Origin of the sequence: Zooshikella harenae, from assembly GCF_018837975.1 — a bacterium.
Taxonomy (GTDB): Bacteria; Pseudomonadota; Gammaproteobacteria; order Pseudomonadales; family Zooshikellaceae; genus Zooshikella; species Zooshikella harenae.
Genome location: NZ_JAGSOY010000033.1, coordinates 1 through 19,851 on the forward strand (window position 1 = coordinate 1; position 19,851 = coordinate 19,851).

The 19,851-nt window shown below is 40.3% G+C and carries 16 protein-coding genes; 9 read left to right on the forward strand and 7 right to left on the reverse strand.

What is annotated here, in order from left to right; all coding sequences use genetic code 11:
• On the reverse strand, positions 1 to 518 hold a 518-nt coding region (locus tag KCG35_RS14190; RefSeq protein WP_215820442.1), incomplete at its 3' end, for a DUF4360 domain-containing protein.
• A gap of 254 nt (positions 519 to 772) precedes the next feature.
• On the reverse strand, positions 773 to 1,441 hold the full coding sequence (locus tag KCG35_RS14195; protein WP_215820443.1) for a DUF4360 domain-containing protein: 669 nt from the start codon (positions 1,439 to 1,441) through the stop codon (positions 773 to 775).
• 1,581 nt (positions 1,442 to 3,022) lie between these two features.
• On the opposite strand from KCG35_RS14195, the gene KCG35_RS14200 reads away from it, so the two are divergent.
• The 3 genes from KCG35_RS14200 to KCG35_RS14210 are packed head-to-tail and all read left to right on the forward strand — an operon-like array spanning position 3,023 to position 7,753.
• Positions 3,023 to 4,801 carry an N-acetylglutaminylglutamine amidotransferase gene (locus KCG35_RS14200; RefSeq protein ID WP_215820444.1) on the forward strand — a complete coding sequence of 593 codons (1,779 nt, stop codon included), beginning with the start codon at positions 3,023 to 3,025 and terminating at the stop codon, positions 4,799 to 4,801.
• Between the two features lies 1 nt (position 4,802).
• The gene (gene ngg, locus KCG35_RS14205; protein ID WP_215820445.1) at positions 4,803 to 6,554 is read left to right on the forward strand and encodes an N-acetylglutaminylglutamine synthetase; all 1,752 of its coding nucleotides are present in this window, start codon (positions 4,803 to 4,805) and stop codon (positions 6,552 to 6,554) included.
• A 29-nt stretch (positions 6,555 to 6,583) separates the two neighbouring features.
• Positions 6,584 to 7,753, forward strand: coding sequence for an osmoprotectant NAGGN system M42 family peptidase (locus tag KCG35_RS14210; RefSeq protein WP_215820446.1), 1,170 nt, complete (start codon positions 6,584 to 6,586; stop codon positions 7,751 to 7,753).
• A gap of 37 nt (positions 7,754 to 7,790) precedes the next feature.
• Here KCG35_RS14210 and KCG35_RS14215 read toward each other — a convergent pair whose 3' ends face one another.
• The 3 genes from KCG35_RS14215 to KCG35_RS14225 form a co-directional block, all read right to left on the reverse strand.
• Positions 7,791 to 8,237, reverse strand: a complete 447-nt coding sequence (locus KCG35_RS14215) for a chemotaxis protein CheW (RefSeq protein WP_215820447.1) — start codon at positions 8,235 to 8,237, stop codon at positions 7,791 to 7,793.
• A gap of 116 nt (positions 8,238 to 8,353) precedes the next feature.
• Positions 8,354 to 8,764 (reverse strand): hypothetical protein, encoded by a 411-nt coding sequence (locus KCG35_RS14220; RefSeq protein ID WP_215820448.1) that lies wholly within the window; start codon positions 8,762 to 8,764, stop codon positions 8,354 to 8,356.
• 235 nt (positions 8,765 to 8,999) lie between these two features.
• Positions 9,000 to 9,431: an Rrf2 family transcriptional regulator gene (locus KCG35_RS14225; protein WP_215820449.1), complete on the reverse strand. Its 432-nt coding sequence runs from the start codon at positions 9,429 to 9,431 to the stop codon at positions 9,000 to 9,002.
• Between the two features lie 124 nt (positions 9,432 to 9,555).
• Here KCG35_RS14225 and hmpA point away from each other — a divergent pair, with 124 nt between their 5' ends.
• The 5 genes from hmpA (at position 9,556) to KCG35_RS14250 (ending at position 15,777) form a co-directional block, all read left to right on the forward strand.
• Entirely contained in the window at positions 9,556 to 10,779 is a 1,224-nt protein-coding gene (gene hmpA, locus KCG35_RS14230) for an NO-inducible flavohemoprotein (RefSeq protein ID WP_215820450.1), read from the forward strand.
• Positions 10,780 to 11,247: 468 nt separating this feature from the next.
• Complete coding sequence (locus KCG35_RS14235; RefSeq protein WP_215820451.1) at positions 11,248 to 12,093, forward strand: glycine/sarcosine N-methyltransferase; 846 nt, start codon at positions 11,248 to 11,250, stop codon at positions 12,091 to 12,093.
• A 2-nt stretch (positions 12,094 to 12,095) separates the two neighbouring features.
• Positions 12,096 to 12,935 carry a methyltransferase domain-containing protein gene (locus KCG35_RS14240; protein ID WP_215820452.1) on the forward strand — a complete coding sequence of 280 codons (840 nt, stop codon included), beginning with the start codon at positions 12,096 to 12,098 and terminating at the stop codon, positions 12,933 to 12,935.
• Between the two features lie 432 nt (positions 12,936 to 13,367).
• Positions 13,368 to 14,801 (forward strand): sodium/proline symporter, encoded by a 1,434-nt coding sequence (locus KCG35_RS14245; RefSeq protein ID WP_215820453.1) that lies wholly within the window; start codon positions 13,368 to 13,370, stop codon positions 14,799 to 14,801.
• Between the two features lie 205 nt (positions 14,802 to 15,006).
• Positions 15,007 to 15,777, forward strand: coding sequence for a methyltransferase domain-containing protein (locus KCG35_RS14250; protein WP_215820454.1), 771 nt, complete (start codon positions 15,007 to 15,009; stop codon positions 15,775 to 15,777).
• A gap of 23 nt (positions 15,778 to 15,800) precedes the next feature.
• On the opposite strand, the gene KCG35_RS14255 is transcribed toward KCG35_RS14250, so the two are convergent.
• On the reverse strand, positions 15,801 to 16,802 hold the full coding sequence (locus tag KCG35_RS14255; protein WP_215820455.1) for a CorA family divalent cation transporter: 1,002 nt from the start codon (positions 16,800 to 16,802) through the stop codon (positions 15,801 to 15,803).
• A 276-nt stretch (positions 16,803 to 17,078) separates the two neighbouring features.
• Here KCG35_RS14255 and ptsP point away from each other — a divergent pair, with 276 nt between their 5' ends.
• A complete protein-coding gene (gene ptsP, locus KCG35_RS14260; protein ID WP_215820456.1) occupies positions 17,079 to 18,737 on the forward strand; it encodes a phosphoenolpyruvate--protein phosphotransferase in 1,659 nt (552 codons plus the stop codon).
• A 16-nt stretch (positions 18,738 to 18,753) separates the two neighbouring features.
• Here the strand turns inward: ptsP and KCG35_RS14265 are convergent, their stop codons facing one another.
• Positions 18,754 to 19,719, reverse strand: coding sequence for a hypothetical protein (locus KCG35_RS14265; protein WP_215820457.1), 966 nt, complete (start codon positions 19,717 to 19,719; stop codon positions 18,754 to 18,756).
• Positions 19,720 to 19,851: the final 132 nt, after the last annotated feature.

Here is a 19,851-nt window from a genome sequence, read left to right on the forward strand (position 1 = left end):
TCGGTATTTATTACCACGGGCTCTTTTGCACCACAACTTGACCAAACCACAGAGTGAAGGCCCAGACGATCACTGATAAGGTAATTATCATCGTAAGGACCGGTAAAGTCAGTTTTTAGGCGAGCTTCCTGAGGATAGCCTGCGAAGAAATAGCGGGATTGTTGAACAGCATTCACGCCGTTCTCTAAAGAGGCATATCCACGATAATTGACATCTACAATGGTAAATGCATAACCATTAGGGATATTAAGTTGTGCAGTCAAAGTACAGTTTTTACGGCTTTCGCGGTAAGGTACATTAGGTCCAACTTCGGCAATATAAGCATCAAATCCCAATACAAATGATTTGCCATCAGGCGCTACAGTGGTTGAAACTGTGCCAGAAGGACAACCAGTGCCTGAATTTTTAACCAGGTCAATAGTAACGGGTATTGAGCTACTGGCTGTGGCAATAGATGCAAGCGTTAAACCTGTAAAGAGAGTAAAAACGTTAGATAAACTGAGTACTTTAATCATCATTAATCCTTGAATAGACAGTTTTCTGTCTTTGCCATAGTCATATCAATCGGATTTTTCTTTATAAAAAAACAACTCAATTACGTAGGAAACGTTGTAATTTATGCATTTAAAATATGACAGATGTAAAATGATTTAATGAAGAATATGTTGGTATTGGAAGGTAGGAAATTTAACAGTTTCGTAATTGTCGATGAATATGATGATTTTAAGTGTAAATAACCAGGAGGCAGGCCCATAGGGCCTGCTTTTATATTTTAATTGAATGATAATTCGCTGTTTTCAGCTTCACTATTCATATTACAACGTCTGAATTGAATACCGTATTGGTGAGATAATTTACCATCAATAGTATCCGTTGTGATAAGGCCTCTGGCTCTACGATACCGACCATTTGAAACACGAAGTTCGGTATTAATGACTACAGGTTCTTTGGCTCCGCAGCTTGACCATACAACAGAGTGAAGTCCTAATCTGTCACTGATTAAATAGTTATCATCATAAGGACCTTGGAAATTAGTTCTCAAGCGTGCTTCTTGGGCGAACCCTGCAAAGAAATAGCGAGATTGTTGCATCGCTTTCACATGACGATCAAGCGAAGCATAGCCTCGATAATTAACATCAACAATGGTGAATGAATAACCGTTAGGAATATTAAGTTGTGCAGTGATGGTACAGTTTTTCCGGCTTTCCCGATAAGGAACGCCTGGCCCTACTTCAGCAATATAGGTGTCGAAACCCAGCACAAATGATTTGCCATCTGGCGCAACGGTGGTTGACACTGTGCCGGAAGGACAACCTGTACCAGAGTTTCTTACTAAATCAATGGTGACAGGGATTGAACTATCTGCGGTTGAAAAACCGGCGATGGTTAAGCTGGATAATGCTAGAAGTGTGGCGCTAAGTTTACGTAATGTAAATTGCATGATTCATTCCTTGATAATATTATTATTTTACCTGCCTACGGTTTTATACCCATCTCTGTGGGTATGCTGAAAAACACACCCTAATTAAACGAACATCATCATAAATATACGCTGCTATTTTTATAATTGATGTCTGTTATTTGGGTGTATTTACCCAACCCTTAAGTCGTTATTTTTGGTTTTAGATTGTTATAATTCGCTAACGCATGCCTTGTGAGTATACGGCGAGCCCCTGGTCTATTGGTCAATGCTGAAAAAGCGACTCTAACTGTTTGATATACCCTTCACGAATCATTTTTAGGGGCTGTTGTCAGCGTTCTTCATCCCAGTCACTTATTGATATAAGCTCCTGGGGCTTCATCAGTTGACGGCCGCCTCTAAAAACCCTTCGTTTTGGGTATAGATTCCTAAAAACAACGCTAAGGGTTTATACAAACGATTTTCAGTAAGTCATTACATATCACTCTCTTGTAATTGCTGAAAACCATTTATAAAACGAAATTTATAAAAATGTATTTCAGTTGCTAACCTATAAATATAAGCAATTAATTGATAGTTAAAACACTAGAGGGTACCTCTAAAAATGTACTTTTTTCGTGATGGTGGTGTCAGCGCTGTATTCACGGCCCTGCTAGCATTAATAAATACTTGAGGCTGCCATCGATAAACATGCAGTCGCTGTTTAGCCCTCATGTATTCCTTATATACTGCAAACCTCTGTGCAGTGCTTCCTTGCTCTTACAAAAAAAACACTATTTTTAGAAGTGCCCTACAACAAATACAACGTACTTGTTGGACAATTGAATTGTCATTTAATGCTTTGTTAACATGTTTTTTAGCCGTATCTGCTATTTGTGGTGCTGAAATATAAGTCAAGCCTTGCTGGTGGATAACGAGATACAGGTGTAAATTGTTTTAATTAGATTTTATTTTATTTATTTTCTCTAAATTAAATTTTGCTTTTTGGTAAAGTGGTTTTTATTATATATTGTTATTTTTTTAGTGTATGGCGTCCATGTTACTTTCACTAAAATAGTGATCGTAAAAAACTATTGTTTTAGGTGTTTAACTGTATTATATACGACAAATTTTTTGCTTGATCTATAGCAAGCGTTTTGGCTTAACCTTGTGGTTAAAAGATTGTATCTCTTATACGTTTATTCTGTGACAAAAATAAGTCAGTAGTGCTCCTTTTCAAAAGGAATTGACTTTTTGTGATGAGTGTCAAGTTACTGTTTGGGGTAGCTTGTTGAGTAAGATTTTTGATGACATTGCACTTCTTTAGACTATGCTTAGGAGGCTGTAATCGGATTACAATGATTTTAACTCAAAGTATTATAGTTTATCTTTATGTGAGGATGCTTTTTTTTAATACTATATTTTGCCTGTTTTATGTTTGGTTTGGTGCATTGCTCTGCTTTTTGCGCATTAAAATATTTTGTGTTATAAATATTTTATATAACAAGGATAGGCTATGACAAGTATCACTGCGCTTGGTATGACAGGAGAGTGACAGGTACGTTGCCCGATTAATACAAATTTTAACCAGCTAAACAATTCAAGAGTGGATTTATACATCATATGTGTGGGATTGCAGGCGAATTTCGTTTTGATCAACAGAGTCCTGATCTAAGTTTTGCTGATATCGCGAATAGAATGCAGGCAACACGAGGGCCTGATGCTTCAGGTATTTTTGCTCAAAATAACCAGCTATTTGCCCATCGTCGTTTAAAAATCATGGATTTATCTCATGAAGCGCAACAGCCAATGGTTGATATGACGCTTGGACTAGGCATTGTTTTTAATGGTGCTATTTATAACTACCGGGAAATTAGAAAAAGATTAATTGATCAGGGCTATCACTTCTTTTCGGATGTTGATACTGAGGTGGTTTTAAAAGCCTATCATGCATGGGGAAAAAAATGCCTGGACCGTTTTAATGGGATGTTTGCATTTGCCATTTGGCGTGTTGATGGTAGCCAGCTCTTTTTAGCCCGAGATCGGCTGGGTATTAAGCCTTGCTATTATGTAAAAAATCAACAATTTTTCCGTTTTGCTTCTTTTTTGCCTGCATTACTCCATAGCTCACAAGTATCTCATGAGTTAGACCCTGTCGCGTTACAGTTTTATTTGAATTTTCATGCGGTAGTACCTGCACCTTCAACCCTTTTTAAAGACATTCGCAAGTTGCCTCCAGGTCACTGGTTAGAAGTCAATGATGATGGCAGTGTTCAGCAAGCTTGTTGGTGGCAAGTTAATTACGAGCGATCAGCTGATCATGAAACTCAGTCAGTGGATGATTGGCAAATGATGCTACAAGAAACACTGCTTCAGTCAGTACGCCGCCGAAATGTGGCTGCTGTCGATGTGGGTATTTTGCTATCAGGTGGAGTGGATTCAAGTTTGTTGGTGGCGCTATTAGCAGAAATTAAAGGCTCAGGAATTCAGACCTTTTCCATTGGCTTTGATACTGTGGGTCACGAAGCAGGTGATGAATTTCAATACTCTGACATGGTAGCCAAGCAGTTTGGAACGACTCATCACCGTTGGCGGGTGACTGAGCAGGAATTGCTTAACACCCTGCCTCAGGCTATTAAAGCGATGTCTGAACCCATGGTGAGCCATGATTGTATTGGCTTTTATTTACTGGCTCAGGAAGTGGTTAAACATTGCCACGCGGTCCAAAGTGGTCAAGGTGCAGATGAGATATTTGCAGGTTATCACTGGTATCCACCCTTATTGGACACTAAGGATGCTTATAACTGTTACCGCCAAGCTTTTTTTGATAGAAGCTTTAAAGAGTATGAGGAAACTGTTAATTCATCCTGGTTTGTTGCCAACGACGAAGCGGGAGACTGGGTTAAAGCGCATTTTGCACAACCTGGAGCGCCACACCCATTGGATAAAGCCTTGCGTTTAGATACCACAGTGATGTTGGTTGAAGATCCCGTTAAACGAGTGGATAACATGACTATGGCCCATGGTTTAGAAGCAAGGGTGCCCTTCTTGGATCATGAGGTGGTTGAACTGGTGGCTAAAATGCCTCCTGCGATGAAAATTCAACAAGGTGATGGCAAGTGGCTGCTAAAGCGTTTAGCACGACAGTGGGTACCTGCTGAGGTGATTGATCGACCAAAAGGTTATTTTCCTGTCCCTGCGTTGAAATATCTGAAGGGTACAGTGCTAAATCAAATTACTGAGGCGCTTCATCAACCTCAAGCTAAACAGCGAGGATTATTTAATTCCGCTTATTTAAATAGGTTATACCGGAATCCTGAGGCTCATATTACGCCATTACGCGGTTCAAAATTGTGGCAGCTGGGATTACTTGAGCTTTGGTTTCAAGCACAAGGTATTTAACATGACTACCCGTTTGCGTAATCGGTCACGGATTGTACGAAAACAACAGCCTTCATTTGAACAGCTGCAAGCTGCCTGTTTGCGGGAGGAAAATGACCGTAGTCAGCCTCACAATGTCACAGTGGATTGTGGTTGGGGAACGTTGATTATGGGGCATACGTTTGCATCCACAGACTTGATTGCAAAGCCACTGTTAGAAGAGCCTTCAGGCCAACGAAACATTGCTTTTTACGTTGACCAGCCTCATGTGTTATTGGCTAATGCACCACAATCATTCTTTTTGGATCCATCAGACACCTATCGTTTATGGATGACGAATTACCGACCTCGGCAACGAATTATCAGTAGTATTACCGTTCGTCGAGCGACTTCGAGTCATGATGCAGAGACGATGAATACCATTTTATTAAAACGGGGTATGGTTCCTATTCCGGTTAAGCATATTTTACAGCACCGGCGCTCAAAGAAACTGTTGTATTTAGTGGCAGTAGATCGAAAGTCTGGTGAAGTGGTTGGTACGGTGATGGGGCTTAACCATGAAAAACTATTTGATGACCCTGATAAAGGCAGTAGTTTGTGGTCCTTAGCGGTTTCGCCAGAGTGTAAACACAGTGCAGTGGGTGAAGCACTGGTTCGTTATCTTGTAGAATATTTTCAGGTACGAGGCTGTCAGTTCCTGGACTTATCTGTTTTACATGATAATTCAAGTGCTAAAGCACTTTATAAAAAACTAGGATTTGAGCGCTTAAATACCTTTGCGGTTAAAAAGAAAAATGCCATTAATGAAAAATTATTTGTAGGACCTCAGGCTTGCCTTAAGCTAAATCCTTATGCACAGATTATTATTGATGAGGCACTTGCTCGTGGTATTGAAGTCCTTGTTGACGATGCTGCTGAAAGTTTATTTACCTTACGCCATGGTGGGCGGGTCATTCGCTGCAATGAGTCATTAACGGATATCACATCAGCCTATGCGTGTAAGCTTTGCCAAAATAAATGGTTGACCCATAAGACGCTAATGCGTGCCGGTCTAAAAGTACCAGAGGCCTTGTTAGTTGAAGATGACAGTACGGAAAAAATTCAGGCTTTTATTGATAAAGTGGGATCCGTTGTCGTTAAACCTCTGGATGCAGAACAAGGTCAAGGTATATCAGTGGGTCTATTAACACTGGATGAGGTGAAAACAGCCATCCAGTATGCTAGGCAAGTGTCCTCCCAGGTTTTACTGGAAAGTTTTCATCACGGTTTTGATTTACGGGTGTTAGTGATTGATGACCAAGTTGTTGCGGCCGCGATTCGAAAGCCTGCAGAAATTGTTGGGGATGGCGCGAGCTCTATTAAGCAATTGATTAGCAAGCAGAGTCGACGCCGTCAGGCTGCAACGGGGGGTGAGAGTACGATCCCAGTTGATCAGGAGACCATCCGTTGCGTTAAGCAGGCGGGTTGGATGATGGATGATGTATTACCACAAGGAGAGGTGCTCCAAGTACGCAAAACAGCTAATTTGCATACAGGGGGAACTTTGCATGATGTAACGGATAACTTGCATCCGGAGATAGCACAAGCTGCTCTGGAGGCCACGAAAGCATTGGGTGTGCCTGTTGTGGGCATTGATTTTATGGTGCCCAATCCTGGGCAACCTACCTATGTCATAATCGAAGCAAATGAACGGCCAGGACTGGCAAATCACGAGCCACACCCAACTGCACAACGATTTGTTGATATGTTATTTCCAATGACGAAACAGCATTAAGCTATCCAGCTGGAAGGATTAATCCTGCTATGAATAAAGGCATCGACATTCCAATTGATATGGGGTATTTGCAGCAAATTATGTTGGAGCTGTTTGCAATTCCCTGCCCTACAGGATTTACAGATCGTGTCGTTTATTACGTTTGTAATAAGCTACAAGAGTTGGGTATTAGTTATGATTTGACGCGACGAGGTACGATTCGAGCTCACTTAAAAGGTGCTGAGCAGCGTCCTGATCGGGCGATTGTGACCCATCTTGACACTATTGGCGCGATGCTACGTGAAATTAAAGGTAATGGACGGCTAAGTATTACCCCCATTGGTCACTGGTCAAGCCGTTTTGCGGAAGGTGCTCGTGTTACCATCTTTTCTGATAATAGCAGTTTTCGAGGAACGGTTTTGCCACTGTTAGCAGCAGGACATGCCTTTAATGAGGCTATTGATAGCCAGCCCATTAATTGGGATCAGATTGAGGTGCGTATTGATGAGCATGTTTATACTGCAGATGATGTACGTCAATTAGGTATGGAGGTTGGGGATTTTATTGCCTTTGATCCTAATCCGGAGTTACTTGATAATGGATTTATTGTATCCCGTCACTTAGATAACAAAGCAGGAACAGCAGCGCTACTTGCGGCCTTAAAAGCAGTTCTTGAACATAACATACCTTTGGCGATTGACTGTCACCCAATTTTTACACTGACAGAGGAAGTGGGATCGGGGGTGGGCCATGCTTTGGATGAAATGGTGACAGAGTTTGTTGGGGTTGATATTGCGCCTGTTGCACCTGGTCAGAACTCGACAGAGTTTGGAGTAACCGTTGCGCTGAAAGATTCCAGTGGTCCCTTTGATTATCACCTGTCGAGACACTTAATCAATTTGTGTAAAGAGAAAAATATTCCCTATCAGCGTGATGTGTTTCGTTTTTATTACAGTGACGCATTATCTGCTGTGCAGGCAGGTCATGATATCCGTCATTCACTCATCACCTTCGGCACAGATGCGACTCATGGTTATGAACGGACACACTTATCTGCGCTTGAGTGTGTGGCAAAATTATTGGTGGCCTATATGGAAAGTGGACCAGCACTCGACAGTGATAAAGTGGATGCAGCGCCAATGGAAGAGTTTGCTAAACAACTTAAGCCTGAAAACATGCCGAAAAAGAATACCAGTGTACCAGACATTAACAGCCTTTGATCTTTATTGGTAAATGAAGCTTTGAGGAATAGGAAGGTTAGTCTGATTTATGGATGGTGAGATAATTATGAATAAATGTGGGTATATCAATAGCACAAAATATTTGGCCATTTATTTCAACTGAACCAATGATAAGTCTGTAGGGGTCATCAAGGGGGGATTCACTTTGCTCAATAATGTCTTCAGTGGCATTTAATATCTCTCCGACACCATCGACTTTTAGCCCATAAATACCATGATTGATTTCGTAAGTGATGATTTTTTGATCGTGTGTGGGGTTAGTATAATTCAAATGTAGTATACTGCTGGCATCGATAAGAGTGAGAATTTCACTCCGGTAGTTAATGATACCACTTACAAACTCAGGAGCGCCTGCAACACCAACAGGCGCAATGAAGTCGAGGATTTCTCTAATCACGCTGGTTTCATGAAGACACCACACTTCTCCAATCTGAATCGTCAGCCATTGTTTTGTCTGAGACATAACGCTCGCTTGTGTTGGTGTATTTATTAGTCAAGTATAGTCAACTATGATCAGGTGACTTCAAAATATACTTTTTTTACACTATTTGCATCACAAACCTTTGCTCAAAAAGGTGACTACCCTTCTGCTTTTTTTAGTGATGCCTTAATAAGTACCTGCCAAATAATGGAAGTGTTTGAGTTAGGGTCTACCCTACGACGTGTTTGTTGCTGATTGGGTTTGATGATGTGTTCGGGAAGGAAGAGGTAATCATTGCTTTTTAAAGAGTGATTTGTTTTTAATTTGGCTAATAAAGAGAGTTTTCCATCAGGTAATGTGGTGAGTAGAAACTCCAAGCGGGTTTTTTGGTCTGATAAGAAAATACTGGCTTCTTTATTGCTTTCCAAGTCAATTGAAATGGTATCGAATTGCTGTTTGCCCAGTTGCAGTTTACCTCGTAAATGATATAAACCATCAGCCATATTAAAAGGGGCGTACATAAAAAAAATACTGGTAATGCCAACCAGCAGCATACGATTAAGCAGCATAAAACGTATATTCCTGATAAATATAGGGTTTCCTGAAGCATGTTTTAATGTGAACTATAAGGAAAATTATTATAGGGAACTTGCGGTATAACGACAGTCTTTTAGGTTGATAATCGCTGATTACTTTAAGTAATTATTCGCTTTGTGACGTGGTTTAATGTTTTTTAACAGGCGATGCCATTTGCATTGAGGCAAATGTAACCACCGCTTTAATTTTTAGTACGTTTTTATTGACTTATGAAGAAATAGTCAATAGTTGAATCAATTCTGTCTTATTTTGGGTGATATCTTCCAAGGTATAGCAGTCCATTTCGCTTAAAAACGCTTCCATAGCTTTTGCCAAAGCTTGTTGTAATGCGCAATGTTCAACCAGTTTGCAGCGTGGTGCATGGCACTCAACAGCTTGTAAATTACCTTCTAAGGCGCGAATGACCGAGCCGAGTATAATTTCTCTTGGCTTTTTAGCTAACCGAATCCCCCCGCCTTTACCTCTAACACTGTAAATAATCCCGAGCCTAGTTAACTGGTTGACGACTTTTACCAAATGGTTTCGTGAAATGTCATAGCGTACAGCCACATCTCCGACACTGGTTAATGAGTTGTCTGGTAATGTAGTCAGGTAAATAAGGGTCCGTAAACCATAGTCAGTGTATTGTGTGAGCTTCATACAGGGTTAGAGTAGTTAACTTAAATGACTTGCTTCAGGTTAAATATATATTTAAGATACATATTTTAAAATATGTATTTGAAATGCAACTTTAAAATAACCTCTTACTCTGGAGCTTAAGAACATGCTCGACGCGCAAACTATTGCAACTGTTCAGGCTACTATTCCTTTGTTAGAACATGCTAATACGGCAATCACAACGCATTTTTATCAGCGTATGTTTAAGTGGAACCCAGAACTCAAGCATATGTTTAACCTCAGTAATCAACACAACACTACCCAGCCCAAAGCACTTTTTAAGGCAATTTTGGCCTATGCCAAACATTTACATGAACCTGATCGTTTAGCGCAAATGGTTGAACATATTGCGCAAAAACATACGGGATTTATGATTTTGCCTGAACACTACCCTATTGTTGGACAGCATCTGCTAGCAACGTTACAAGAACTTGCACCTGATGCTGCAACACCAGAGGTGCTTGCGGCCTGGGAAAAAGCATATGCGGTCCTTGCTGATATTTTTATCCAACGAGAAGGCCTGCTTTATGAGCAGCGAGAAGCTGTAGCCGGTGGATGGCGAGGACCTCGTTCATTTTGTGTGATTAGCAAGGAACGTGAAAGCGAGTGTATTACGTCATTTGTGTTAGCCGCCGAGGATGGTGAAGCGGTAATGGACTTTCAACCTGGGCAATATCTTAGCGTCATTACGCCTTCAGGTTCTGCCTCAGCGTATCAACAGATTCGACAATATTCACTTTCGGATAAGCCAAATGGAAAAACCTACCGAATCAGTGTGAAGCGAGAGCAGTATCCACAGCCAGGTTTGGTTTCTAATTATTTACACGAGCAAGTCAGTGTAGGAGATAAACTAAATATTTTGCCTCCTGCAGGGGATTTCTATCTGCAAGCAGATCATAAAACACCCGTAGTATTAATATCCGCAGGTGTTGGGGTGACACCGATGATGAGTATGTTAGAAAGTCTTTTGGATAGGCAGCATGCTGAAAAAATTTATTTTTTGCATGCGTGTGAGCACGGTGATGTTCACGCATTTGGTCGGTATCTGTCAGTTTTAAAGCAACAATATGCGAATTTAATAACCTATACATGGTATCGAAAACCAGATACTAAAGATCGTAAGTTCCATGATTATGACTATGCAGGAATAATGAATTTAGGTTTATTAAATAAGTCATTATTTAGTCCTGATCACCAATACTATTTATGTGGACCTTTATCCTTTATGGAAAATATTTATCAACAATTAATGGCTATAAAACATGTATCATCAGACCAACTCTTTTATGAAGTATTTGGTCCTCATAATTCACTAAAATCAGCGGATTAAGCTATTAAGGCATGAACGTTTGATTAATTTTTTGCTAAATTATATTTTTTGTGGTAAATGTAAAACTATATTGGCGAATTAAAAATAAAATATATTCCTTATGTTGATGCTATAAAATATTTGTAGTGTTTAAAGATAAGTGTCACCAGCCTGTCAACTTTATTTGGTTTAATTATTGCCCATCATTCATCGTGTGGGCTTTATTGCCAGTCTTAAATAACAGCATAAGGGACGTTGCTGTTATTCAACTTGTTGTGCAAATTACCAACATTTGCCAGACATCTGTGATAAAACGGTGTGCATATTTTATGCGACAAGTGGTTAATTATTGTTATTACACTGAGTTGTAAGCTAGCTCTCAGCAAGTCGTTACGTTAATGGCTTTGGCTTGATGTGTAGACATTGTGGGATTGACTATATCGTTTTAGCGCGATGCAGAAAAACTCTAACGTAAATGAAGAGATTATTATGCAAAATGTTGAATCTAGTAATGCTTATTACCTATCGAAATTTAACCAGTCATTTGGTGATAAGCCTAATGAAGTCAGGGATACAGAACATTACAAAGATGAATATGTAACGACATTTGTCGAAAAGTGGGATCAGCTTATTGATTGGGATCGACGATGGGAGACTGAAGGCAATTTTTTTATTGAGCAATTGCGTTCACGAGGTGTAAAGAAGGTGTTAGATGTTGCGACGGGGACAGGTTTTCATTCTGTTCGCCTGCTTGAGTCTGGGTTTGATGTGGTCAGTGCCGATGGCAGTCCTGCCATGTTGGCGAAAGCATTTGAAAATGCAAAAGCCCGAGGTCATATTTTACGTGCTGTGCAGGCTGATTGGCGTTGGCTTAATCGCACAATTCATGAACAATTTGATGCGGTTATCTGTCTGGGAAATTCATTTACGCATTTATTTAATGAGCGGGATCGGAGAAAGGCGCTTGCAGAGTATTACGCTACATTAAATCATGATGGACTGTTGATTTTAGATCAACGAAACTATGATTCAATACTTGATGAAGGCTATAACTCAAAGCACAAATATTATTATTGTGGGGAAACTGTTGTAGCTGAACCTGAGTATATTGATTCTGGCTTAGCGCGATTTCGTTATTTTTTTCCTGATGGTAGTCAATATCATTTAAATATGTTTCCCCTGCGTAAACAGTACTTACGTCGCTTATTACATGAAGTTGGTTTTCAACAGCTCGAAACATTTGGCGACTTTCAGGAGACATTTAAAGCTAATGAACCAGATTTTTTAATCCACGTGGCCGAAAAAGAGTATAAAAACAGTTATAGTGAGGCGTAAAAATGAATGAATCTCATAGCCTAGAAGTCAATAAAACGAAGGCATATTATAATAGTTGTGATGCAGATAATTTTTATGCCCATATATGGGGAGGAGATGATATTCATATTGGACTGTATGAAAATGATGCAGATACTATAAAACAAGCGAGTCATCGAACCGTTCGTAAAATGGCCAATTTGTCAGACATAAACAGGTCAACCAGGGTGCTTGATATTGGGTCTGGTTATTGTGGGGCTGCACGTTATTTAGCAAAGACATTTGATTGTAAAATTACGGCGTTGAATTTAAGTGAAAAAGAAAATCAGCGAGCCAGGCAATTGAATGAACAGGATTGTTTGTCTGACCAGATTACAGTAATTGATGGCTCTTTTGAAGCTATGCCTTTGGATAATAACAGTTTTGAGCGTGTTTGGTGCCAAGATGCCATACTCCATAGTGCTAATAAACGAAAAGTATTTGAGGAAGTTGCAAGGGTACTTAAGCCTGGAGGCTGCTTTGTTTTTTGCGATCCTATGCAAACAGATCATTGTCCTAACGGCGTATTACAACCTATTTTAGATCGTATTCACTTGTCTGCTTTGGCAAGTCCCGCATTTTATCGTAATATTGCATATCAAACTGGATTTAAAGATATGTTGTATTATGACTATAGCGTTCAATTAACACGACATTACCAGTCTGTATTAAATGAAACGGAACGAAGGGAAAAGGAGCTTAAAAAACATGTTAACATCACTTACTTAAATCAAATGAAAAAAGGATTAAGTCATTGGATTGATGGTGGGGTCAAGGGCCATTTGTGCTGGGGTATATTTAAGATTAATAAAAAAACAGGTTGATAACACTGATATTATTCAACCATGATCAGTCACCTTCCCGTTATCTAAATACTTATTCTATACCCTTCACGAATCATTTTTAGGGTTTGTTGTCAGCGTTCTTGAACACCAAGGATGGTGTGAATGCAGTTTATGCAGGAGCATTTAACTGCCACCCCAGTCACTTATTAATATAAGCGCTTGGGGCTTCATCGCTTGACGGCCGCTCCTAAAAACCCTTCGTATTGGGTATATTAAAGCCTAATAATGGTTAAATGTTGTTATGGCTTTATCTCAAAAAAATAATCTGACTTAGAAGTAAAGCAGATTCTAATAAAAAATAATTCGTTGTTTTAACTGTTCTTCTGCAAATATGTTGACTGATATTATCAAATATCAAATCAGTGATTGAAGTTCGATAAAACAAGAAGTGTATCAGTATTAGGTGTAATAATGGTTTTTAGTTTTTTACTTTTTTTAGGTTTGTTTGCACTCATTGGGGTTAGTTCAACACTGGTAAGTCGTGGTACCAAAAAAGACTATTATTTGGCAAGTAAGTCAATATCTCCAGCTTTTGTAGGGTTATCTGCTGTTGCAACCAATAACAGCGGCTATATGTTTATTGGTGTCATTGGTTACACTTATGTAACAGGGTTGGCCGCTATTTGGTTAATGATTGGTTGGATTGCCGGGGATTATTTAGCGTCGACATTTGTTCACTCTCGGCTGAGGAAAGCGACAGGACAGACTGATGAGGTCAGTTTTGCTGGCGTGCTTAATCACTGGCATGGCCGGCAAGCGATGCTGTTACAACGTGTTATTGCACTGATATCCTTCGTTTTTTTACTGGCATATGCCAGTGCGCAGCTGGTGGCTGGAAGTAAAGCACTACATGTGCTGTTAGGCTGGCCCGTCTGGGCCGGCGCTTCCATAGGTGCTTTTTTGGTTATGTTTTATTGTTTATCTGGTGGGATTCGCGCTTCAATTTGGACCGATGTTGCTCAGTCAGTTGTCATGATTACGGCCATGGCTGTCATGTTAGTTGTTGCAACAGTATCTTTTGGCGGCCCATCTCAAGTGATTATGGAGATGAGTAAAGTTGACGGTTTTTTAGACTGGTTTCCAAAAGATTTGGCTTTGCCAGGCATTATGGGGGGAGTACTGTTTGGGGTTAGTTGGGCTTTTGCTGGGTTATCAGTGATTGGCCAGCCACATATTATGGTGCGCTTTATGACATTGAGTAGTGCCACAAAAATGAGACAGGCACGACACTGGTACTACACATGGTTTGTGGCATTTTATGTCATGGCAACGATTGTTGGTATGATATCAAGAATTTATTTAAGTGATACAAATGCGTTTGATGCTGAATTAGCATTACCAACGATGGCTTTAGAGCTGTTATCTCCTTTTATGGTTGGTTTGGTATTAGCCGGTATTTTTGCGGCAACTATCTCCACTGCAGATTCTTTAATATTAAGTTGCTCATCAGCACTGACCCATGATTTATTACCCCATAACATTGAAAACACATGGGTGTTAAAGATAACGACCGGATTAATTACATTACTGGCACTAATGTGGGCGATTTTTAATCAACAAACAGTATTTAGTTTAGTTATTATGGCCTGGTCGTCACTTGCCAGTGCTTTTGCCCCGCTATTGATTTGCTTATGTTTGGGAGGGAATCCAAAGCCTAGAGTCAGTCTCTTCGCAATAATAACAGGATTATCTGTTGCATTAATCTGGCGATATTTAGGCTGGCACACGGTAATCTATGAAGGCATGCCTGGTATTTTGGTAGGGTTAATAGTGCTATATTCTCCTTTACTTTTAGCATTCTTTCAGACAACTGTCGTTAAACTTCGCTATGCCATAAAACCTTAGAAAGATTAAAAGTGGCTTTTATTCTTCTGCCCTGCTTCATTCATACTGTCATTAGTACTTGAAGCTTGGCAAAGATGTTCATTGTGCAGACTGTCCAGTTTTGATGCTAGGGTACCTCTAGAAAAAGTGCATTGTTAGAGGTGCACACTAGACTTTTTTGAGTGACATTAATGAGTATTTATTTCATGCAGAGAGTTATAAGGAAATGTCTGTTTGGAGCCCTGACAGTTATTTACAGTTTGCCAGCGAGCGATTAAAACCTATTCAAGACTTAATTCACCGCATTTCATGTGAACAGCCGGAATGGGTTGTCGACTTAGGCTGTGGTCCTGGTAACAGTACTGCAGAATTAAGAAATCGTTGGCCGCATGCGGAGATAATTGGTATTGATCAGTCTCCTGAAATGCTGAATAAAGCCAAACAAAGCAGTTTGCAGGCTAACTGGCTCAAAGCCGATATAAGTCGCTGGCAGGCTTCTGATCCTGTCGATATTTTGTTTGCCAATGCTGTATTGCACTGGTTACCAAACCATGAGGTATTATTTCCTCAATTGATCGCTCAACTTTCTACTTCAGGAATATTGGCTGTACAGATGCCAGCCAACTTGGATGCTCCACTTTATCAGGTTGTACATGAATTAGTTGACTCAGCTTATTGGCATAAACGCTTTAGGACGTTTGTTAAAGCGGTGACATTAGAGCAAACAGCATTTTATTACAATGTATTAGCGCCTTTATGCTCATATATTGATATTTGGGAAACCTGTTATTATCACTTGATGGAAAATCATCTTGCTATTCTTAACTGGTTTCGAGGTACAGGTTTACGTCCTTATTTAGCCGCGCTTGCAAATAGAGAGTGGCAGGAGGAGTTTGAGCAACAAATATTACAGGGGTATCAGCAAACTTATCCTAAGCAAAAAAATGGTTATATTTTATTCCCCTTTCGTCGTCTGTTTATCGTTGCTCGACGTTAACTCTATGGGTTTTAAAGCCAAAGCTAAAAAATTTTTAACATCCTCAGAAGAGTTAATTCAATAACAACTGTTATAATTGTAATAATGCAAACGATCAAAAAAGCATCAGTATTTTCTGTGCCTGGTAATCCTCCCACATTTATTCCTAATAATCCTGTTAGAAAACTAATCGGTAGAAAAATTGCGGCAACAACTGTAAGTAAATAGGTGTTACGGTTTAACTTTTCAGAAAGTTGTTGTTGTAGGTTATCTTTTATAATAATGGCACGTTCCCGCATGGTTTCTAGCTCTTCCGTTACCCTAGTCACTTCATCTTGTACATTGCGAAAGCTAAAACCTTGCTCATGGTTTAACCATGAAAGTTGACTAAGGATCAAGTTTGATAAGGCGGTGACTTGGGGGGCAATGTATCGCCTTAATTGAGTCACTTGGTTACGCAGCTGTGTGACTTCACGGATCAAACGTGAAGTGGCGGTTAAGTCATCATTATTTTCTAAGTTATCAAGTTGCTCATCAAGCTGTTCAAGGTAAATAGCCATTTTATCTGTGAGTCCTGATATTAACCAAACAAGCAGCTCTGCAGTGCTTTTAGGGTAAATGCCCTTCATAAATTGCTGTTGAAGCTCATTCACGGTTACGAAGTGATATTTGCTGAGAGTGATTAAGCGCTTTCCTTGAATCCAACATCGAATAGAAATCATTTCTTCAGGCGTTGCACCTGGATTTAGGTTAATGCCTCGCAAATTGAGTAAACAGTTATTCAGGTAGAGCTCACAACGTGGACGAGTATCCTCCGATAAAAGCGCTAAACTTATAGCTTCAGGTAGTTTAAGTTCACCTATTAACCATGAATCGAGGTCTGGGGTATCACGCCTTAGGTGGATCCATACAAAACGATCAGGATGAGGAGGTGTCAAAAGTTGCTCAGGGGTTAATTTTTGTCCTCCACCTTTACCATCGAAAATCCAGGCGGTTTGCAGTGCATCTTCAATGGTTTTTAGGTCTGGAGAGGTATGATTCATCATTATCTCATTTTGGACTGAGCAAAAGTAAACGGCGTAAGTCGTTTAATGGGGTTGACCTTTGTATATCATTCTATTCAGAGTTTGTTAACCTCTAAAAATGAACATCTTTTGTAGTCATTAGGGCTGCTCTATATTTTATCAAAATTTGGTCGTGTATTCTTTCGATAAGGAATGTATAGGTTGAGTGAACAATCGATTAATTGACACGTAGCTTAATTAAAGTAGCGAAGTTTATTTGACACCGGTGTGATGAGGTTAGTATTGAAGGATATCAATTTGAGAGCCACAACGTGCAAAAACAAACTGGTTAATGGTGTATCAGTTTCTTCTGGTCTTGCATGGGGACGAGCTTATCATTACCAGGATATTCTCTGGCGTGAGCATGATCACTATGCTGTAAGTAAACAACAACTGACGAATGAGTATGATCGTATTGATACTGCGATTGATGATGTACAAGATGACTTGATGCACTCAGCCCAAAATACCAAGGAGCATTTAAATGATGAAGTAGCTGATATTTTTCAAGTTCAGTCGATGATGTTGGATGACTTGACGTTACTTGATCAGCTTAAGGACACGCTCCGGACAGAGCAAATCAATGCAGAACAAGTGATTAAAATTGTTTTTCGACGCTTAGCGGAACAGTTTCGTGATGCTAAAGATGAAGCCTTTCGGAGTAAAGCAGATGATATTGAAGACTTGTGTCGTCGTCTTTTAATGTCGCTGGGAGGTATTCAAGCGCACATGCTGGAGCGTCTTCCACCTCACAGTGTGGTGGTTGCTAGACGACTGTTACCCTCAGATACGATTTACTTATCCCGACAAGCAGCCGCTGGAGTGATCTTGGAGCAAGGTGGGTTAGGCTCTCATGCGGCATTACTAACCCGTGAGTTAGGTATTCCTTGTGTAGGCCATGTTCAGGATATTTTTAATACGGTTACCAACCGTTCGTTATTGCTGCTGGATGGCGACAATGGTTCGGTTGTCGTTGATCCTGATCGAGAGACATTTCTTGGGTTTCGGGATCTTGTTAAAAATCAGCGCAAGCGCCTTCGTAAGGCACAGCAACAACGGTTTGCCCCCGCAGTAAGTGCTGACGGTGAGCAGATTTCTGTGATGGCTAATGTGAACTCCCCTGAAGATGTATTAAATGCAAAAGCCCAGGGATGCGATGGGATTGGTTTGTATCGATTAGAAGGGGTTTATCTAAGTAATAAAATGGTGCCCAGTGCAGAGGAGCTTTATAGCTATCTCCGTGAAGCTTTATATGTGGTGAGAGATCAGCCACTAGTCATCCGGTTATTGGATGCGGGTGGAGATAAAAGACCACCAAGTCTCAGTTTGCCTGATGAGCCAGACCCTTTTTTAGGGCTTAGAGGGATTCGATTATTACGTGAAAACCTCGATTTACTTAAGACTCAGCTTGAAGTACTGGCGAAGCTTTCATTGACAATGAAAGTGACCATTTTAATTCCAATGGTGACCCTGAAAGAAGATATTTTAGTTGTCAGAAGAATGTTGCAGGACGTTGTCGCTGAGAAAGGTTACCGTCAGGTGCCACCACTAGGGTTTATGGTTGAAACACCAGCGGCAGCATTATGTATTGAGCAACTGTTACCACTGACGGATTTTATCAGCATTGGCAGTAATGATTTGACGCAATATACCATGGCAGCAGGCCGAGAAAACATGTCTGTCAGTAGCTATTATATAGAACACCACCCTGCCGTCTTGAGCTTGATACGTCAGGTTATAGCCAATAGTCAAAAACAAATACCCGTTTCACTGTGTGGTGAACTTGCGGCTAATAAACAGCATATTTCATCACTGTTACGCCTGGGGTTAAGGTCTTTTAGTGTTGCACCGCCAATGATTCCTGAAGTGAAATCCATTATTCGTTTATGTCGAGTTAAGGAATCGCTTCAGGTGTAGCGCTTATAAGTAGTGCCTACAACCACTTAATGAGTACGACAGCAGAAAGGCACAGTGTTAGCAGAGAAATTGTCAATGGCAATAACCAGCGATTGGTTTTAGGTGGTGTTGGAGGCATTGTTCCTGCGTCAACGGTTAGGTTTACTTCTTCCTCTGGTAGGTCTAATTCTGGTTCACAGTTAATGAGTGATAGCTTAGGAGGTGCATTTTTACTGGTGTGCTGGTGCATGGGGGTTGTTGAGGTATGACCAGATTGCGCACAATAAATTAATGCCAGTCGAGTCATAATAATTTGCTTGTTGGGCTCACATATGTACTGAAACCAATTCGCGGGAAAATCAATATAACGCAGGCTAACAGTAAGGATATGACCTGTAGGGATACGTAAATAGCCATTGTCTTCAATAAACAAGCTCAGTAGAGCTTGGTCGTCTTCACTTAAACCGTTATGAGTTCCTTTTAGTGGCTGCATAAGGCGCACAATGGCTTGGTCTGTTGTGTGGGCTAGCACCAACACAGCACATGTCTGATCAGTCCACGTTAAGAGTGCGGGGTATGGAAACTGGTCTGGCTGCAGCACATCATAATTGATAGGAAATGCTGGCTTGCTGGCAGGTTCATTAGCCGAATTGGTAAGTAGTAAGTTGAGTCCAGCATAGACAAAGTCTCGTTGCAAAGGATACTCATCAAGGGGTAAACAACAACTGCGAATTAATGCATTAAGTTCGTATTGAAATAATGAAGGGTGTAATGCGGCGTTTTCATGGAAATAGTTATACATCGCTTCATTTTCAATCGAAAAACCATGGCCTTTAAAATAAGGATGTTGGCGATGACTTAAAAATAAACTGGGTCGTTCACCTGCTTGATTTGACCAACTAAAATTAATGCCAATCTGATATTCATTAACAGGAAATAAACGTTCCCAAACAGGTTTTAGCTGGTTATCAATCAGTTTCAGGTAACGGTCCACTCGCCGCATATTATGATCCTATCCCTTATATTAACGAGGCATACCCTTTAGAACGGGATTACAACAGGTGATAGGTGCATGATACCTGGAATTGCGCTTTTAAACTGTTGGCTATGTTGCAAACTGTTCGACATTATTTAT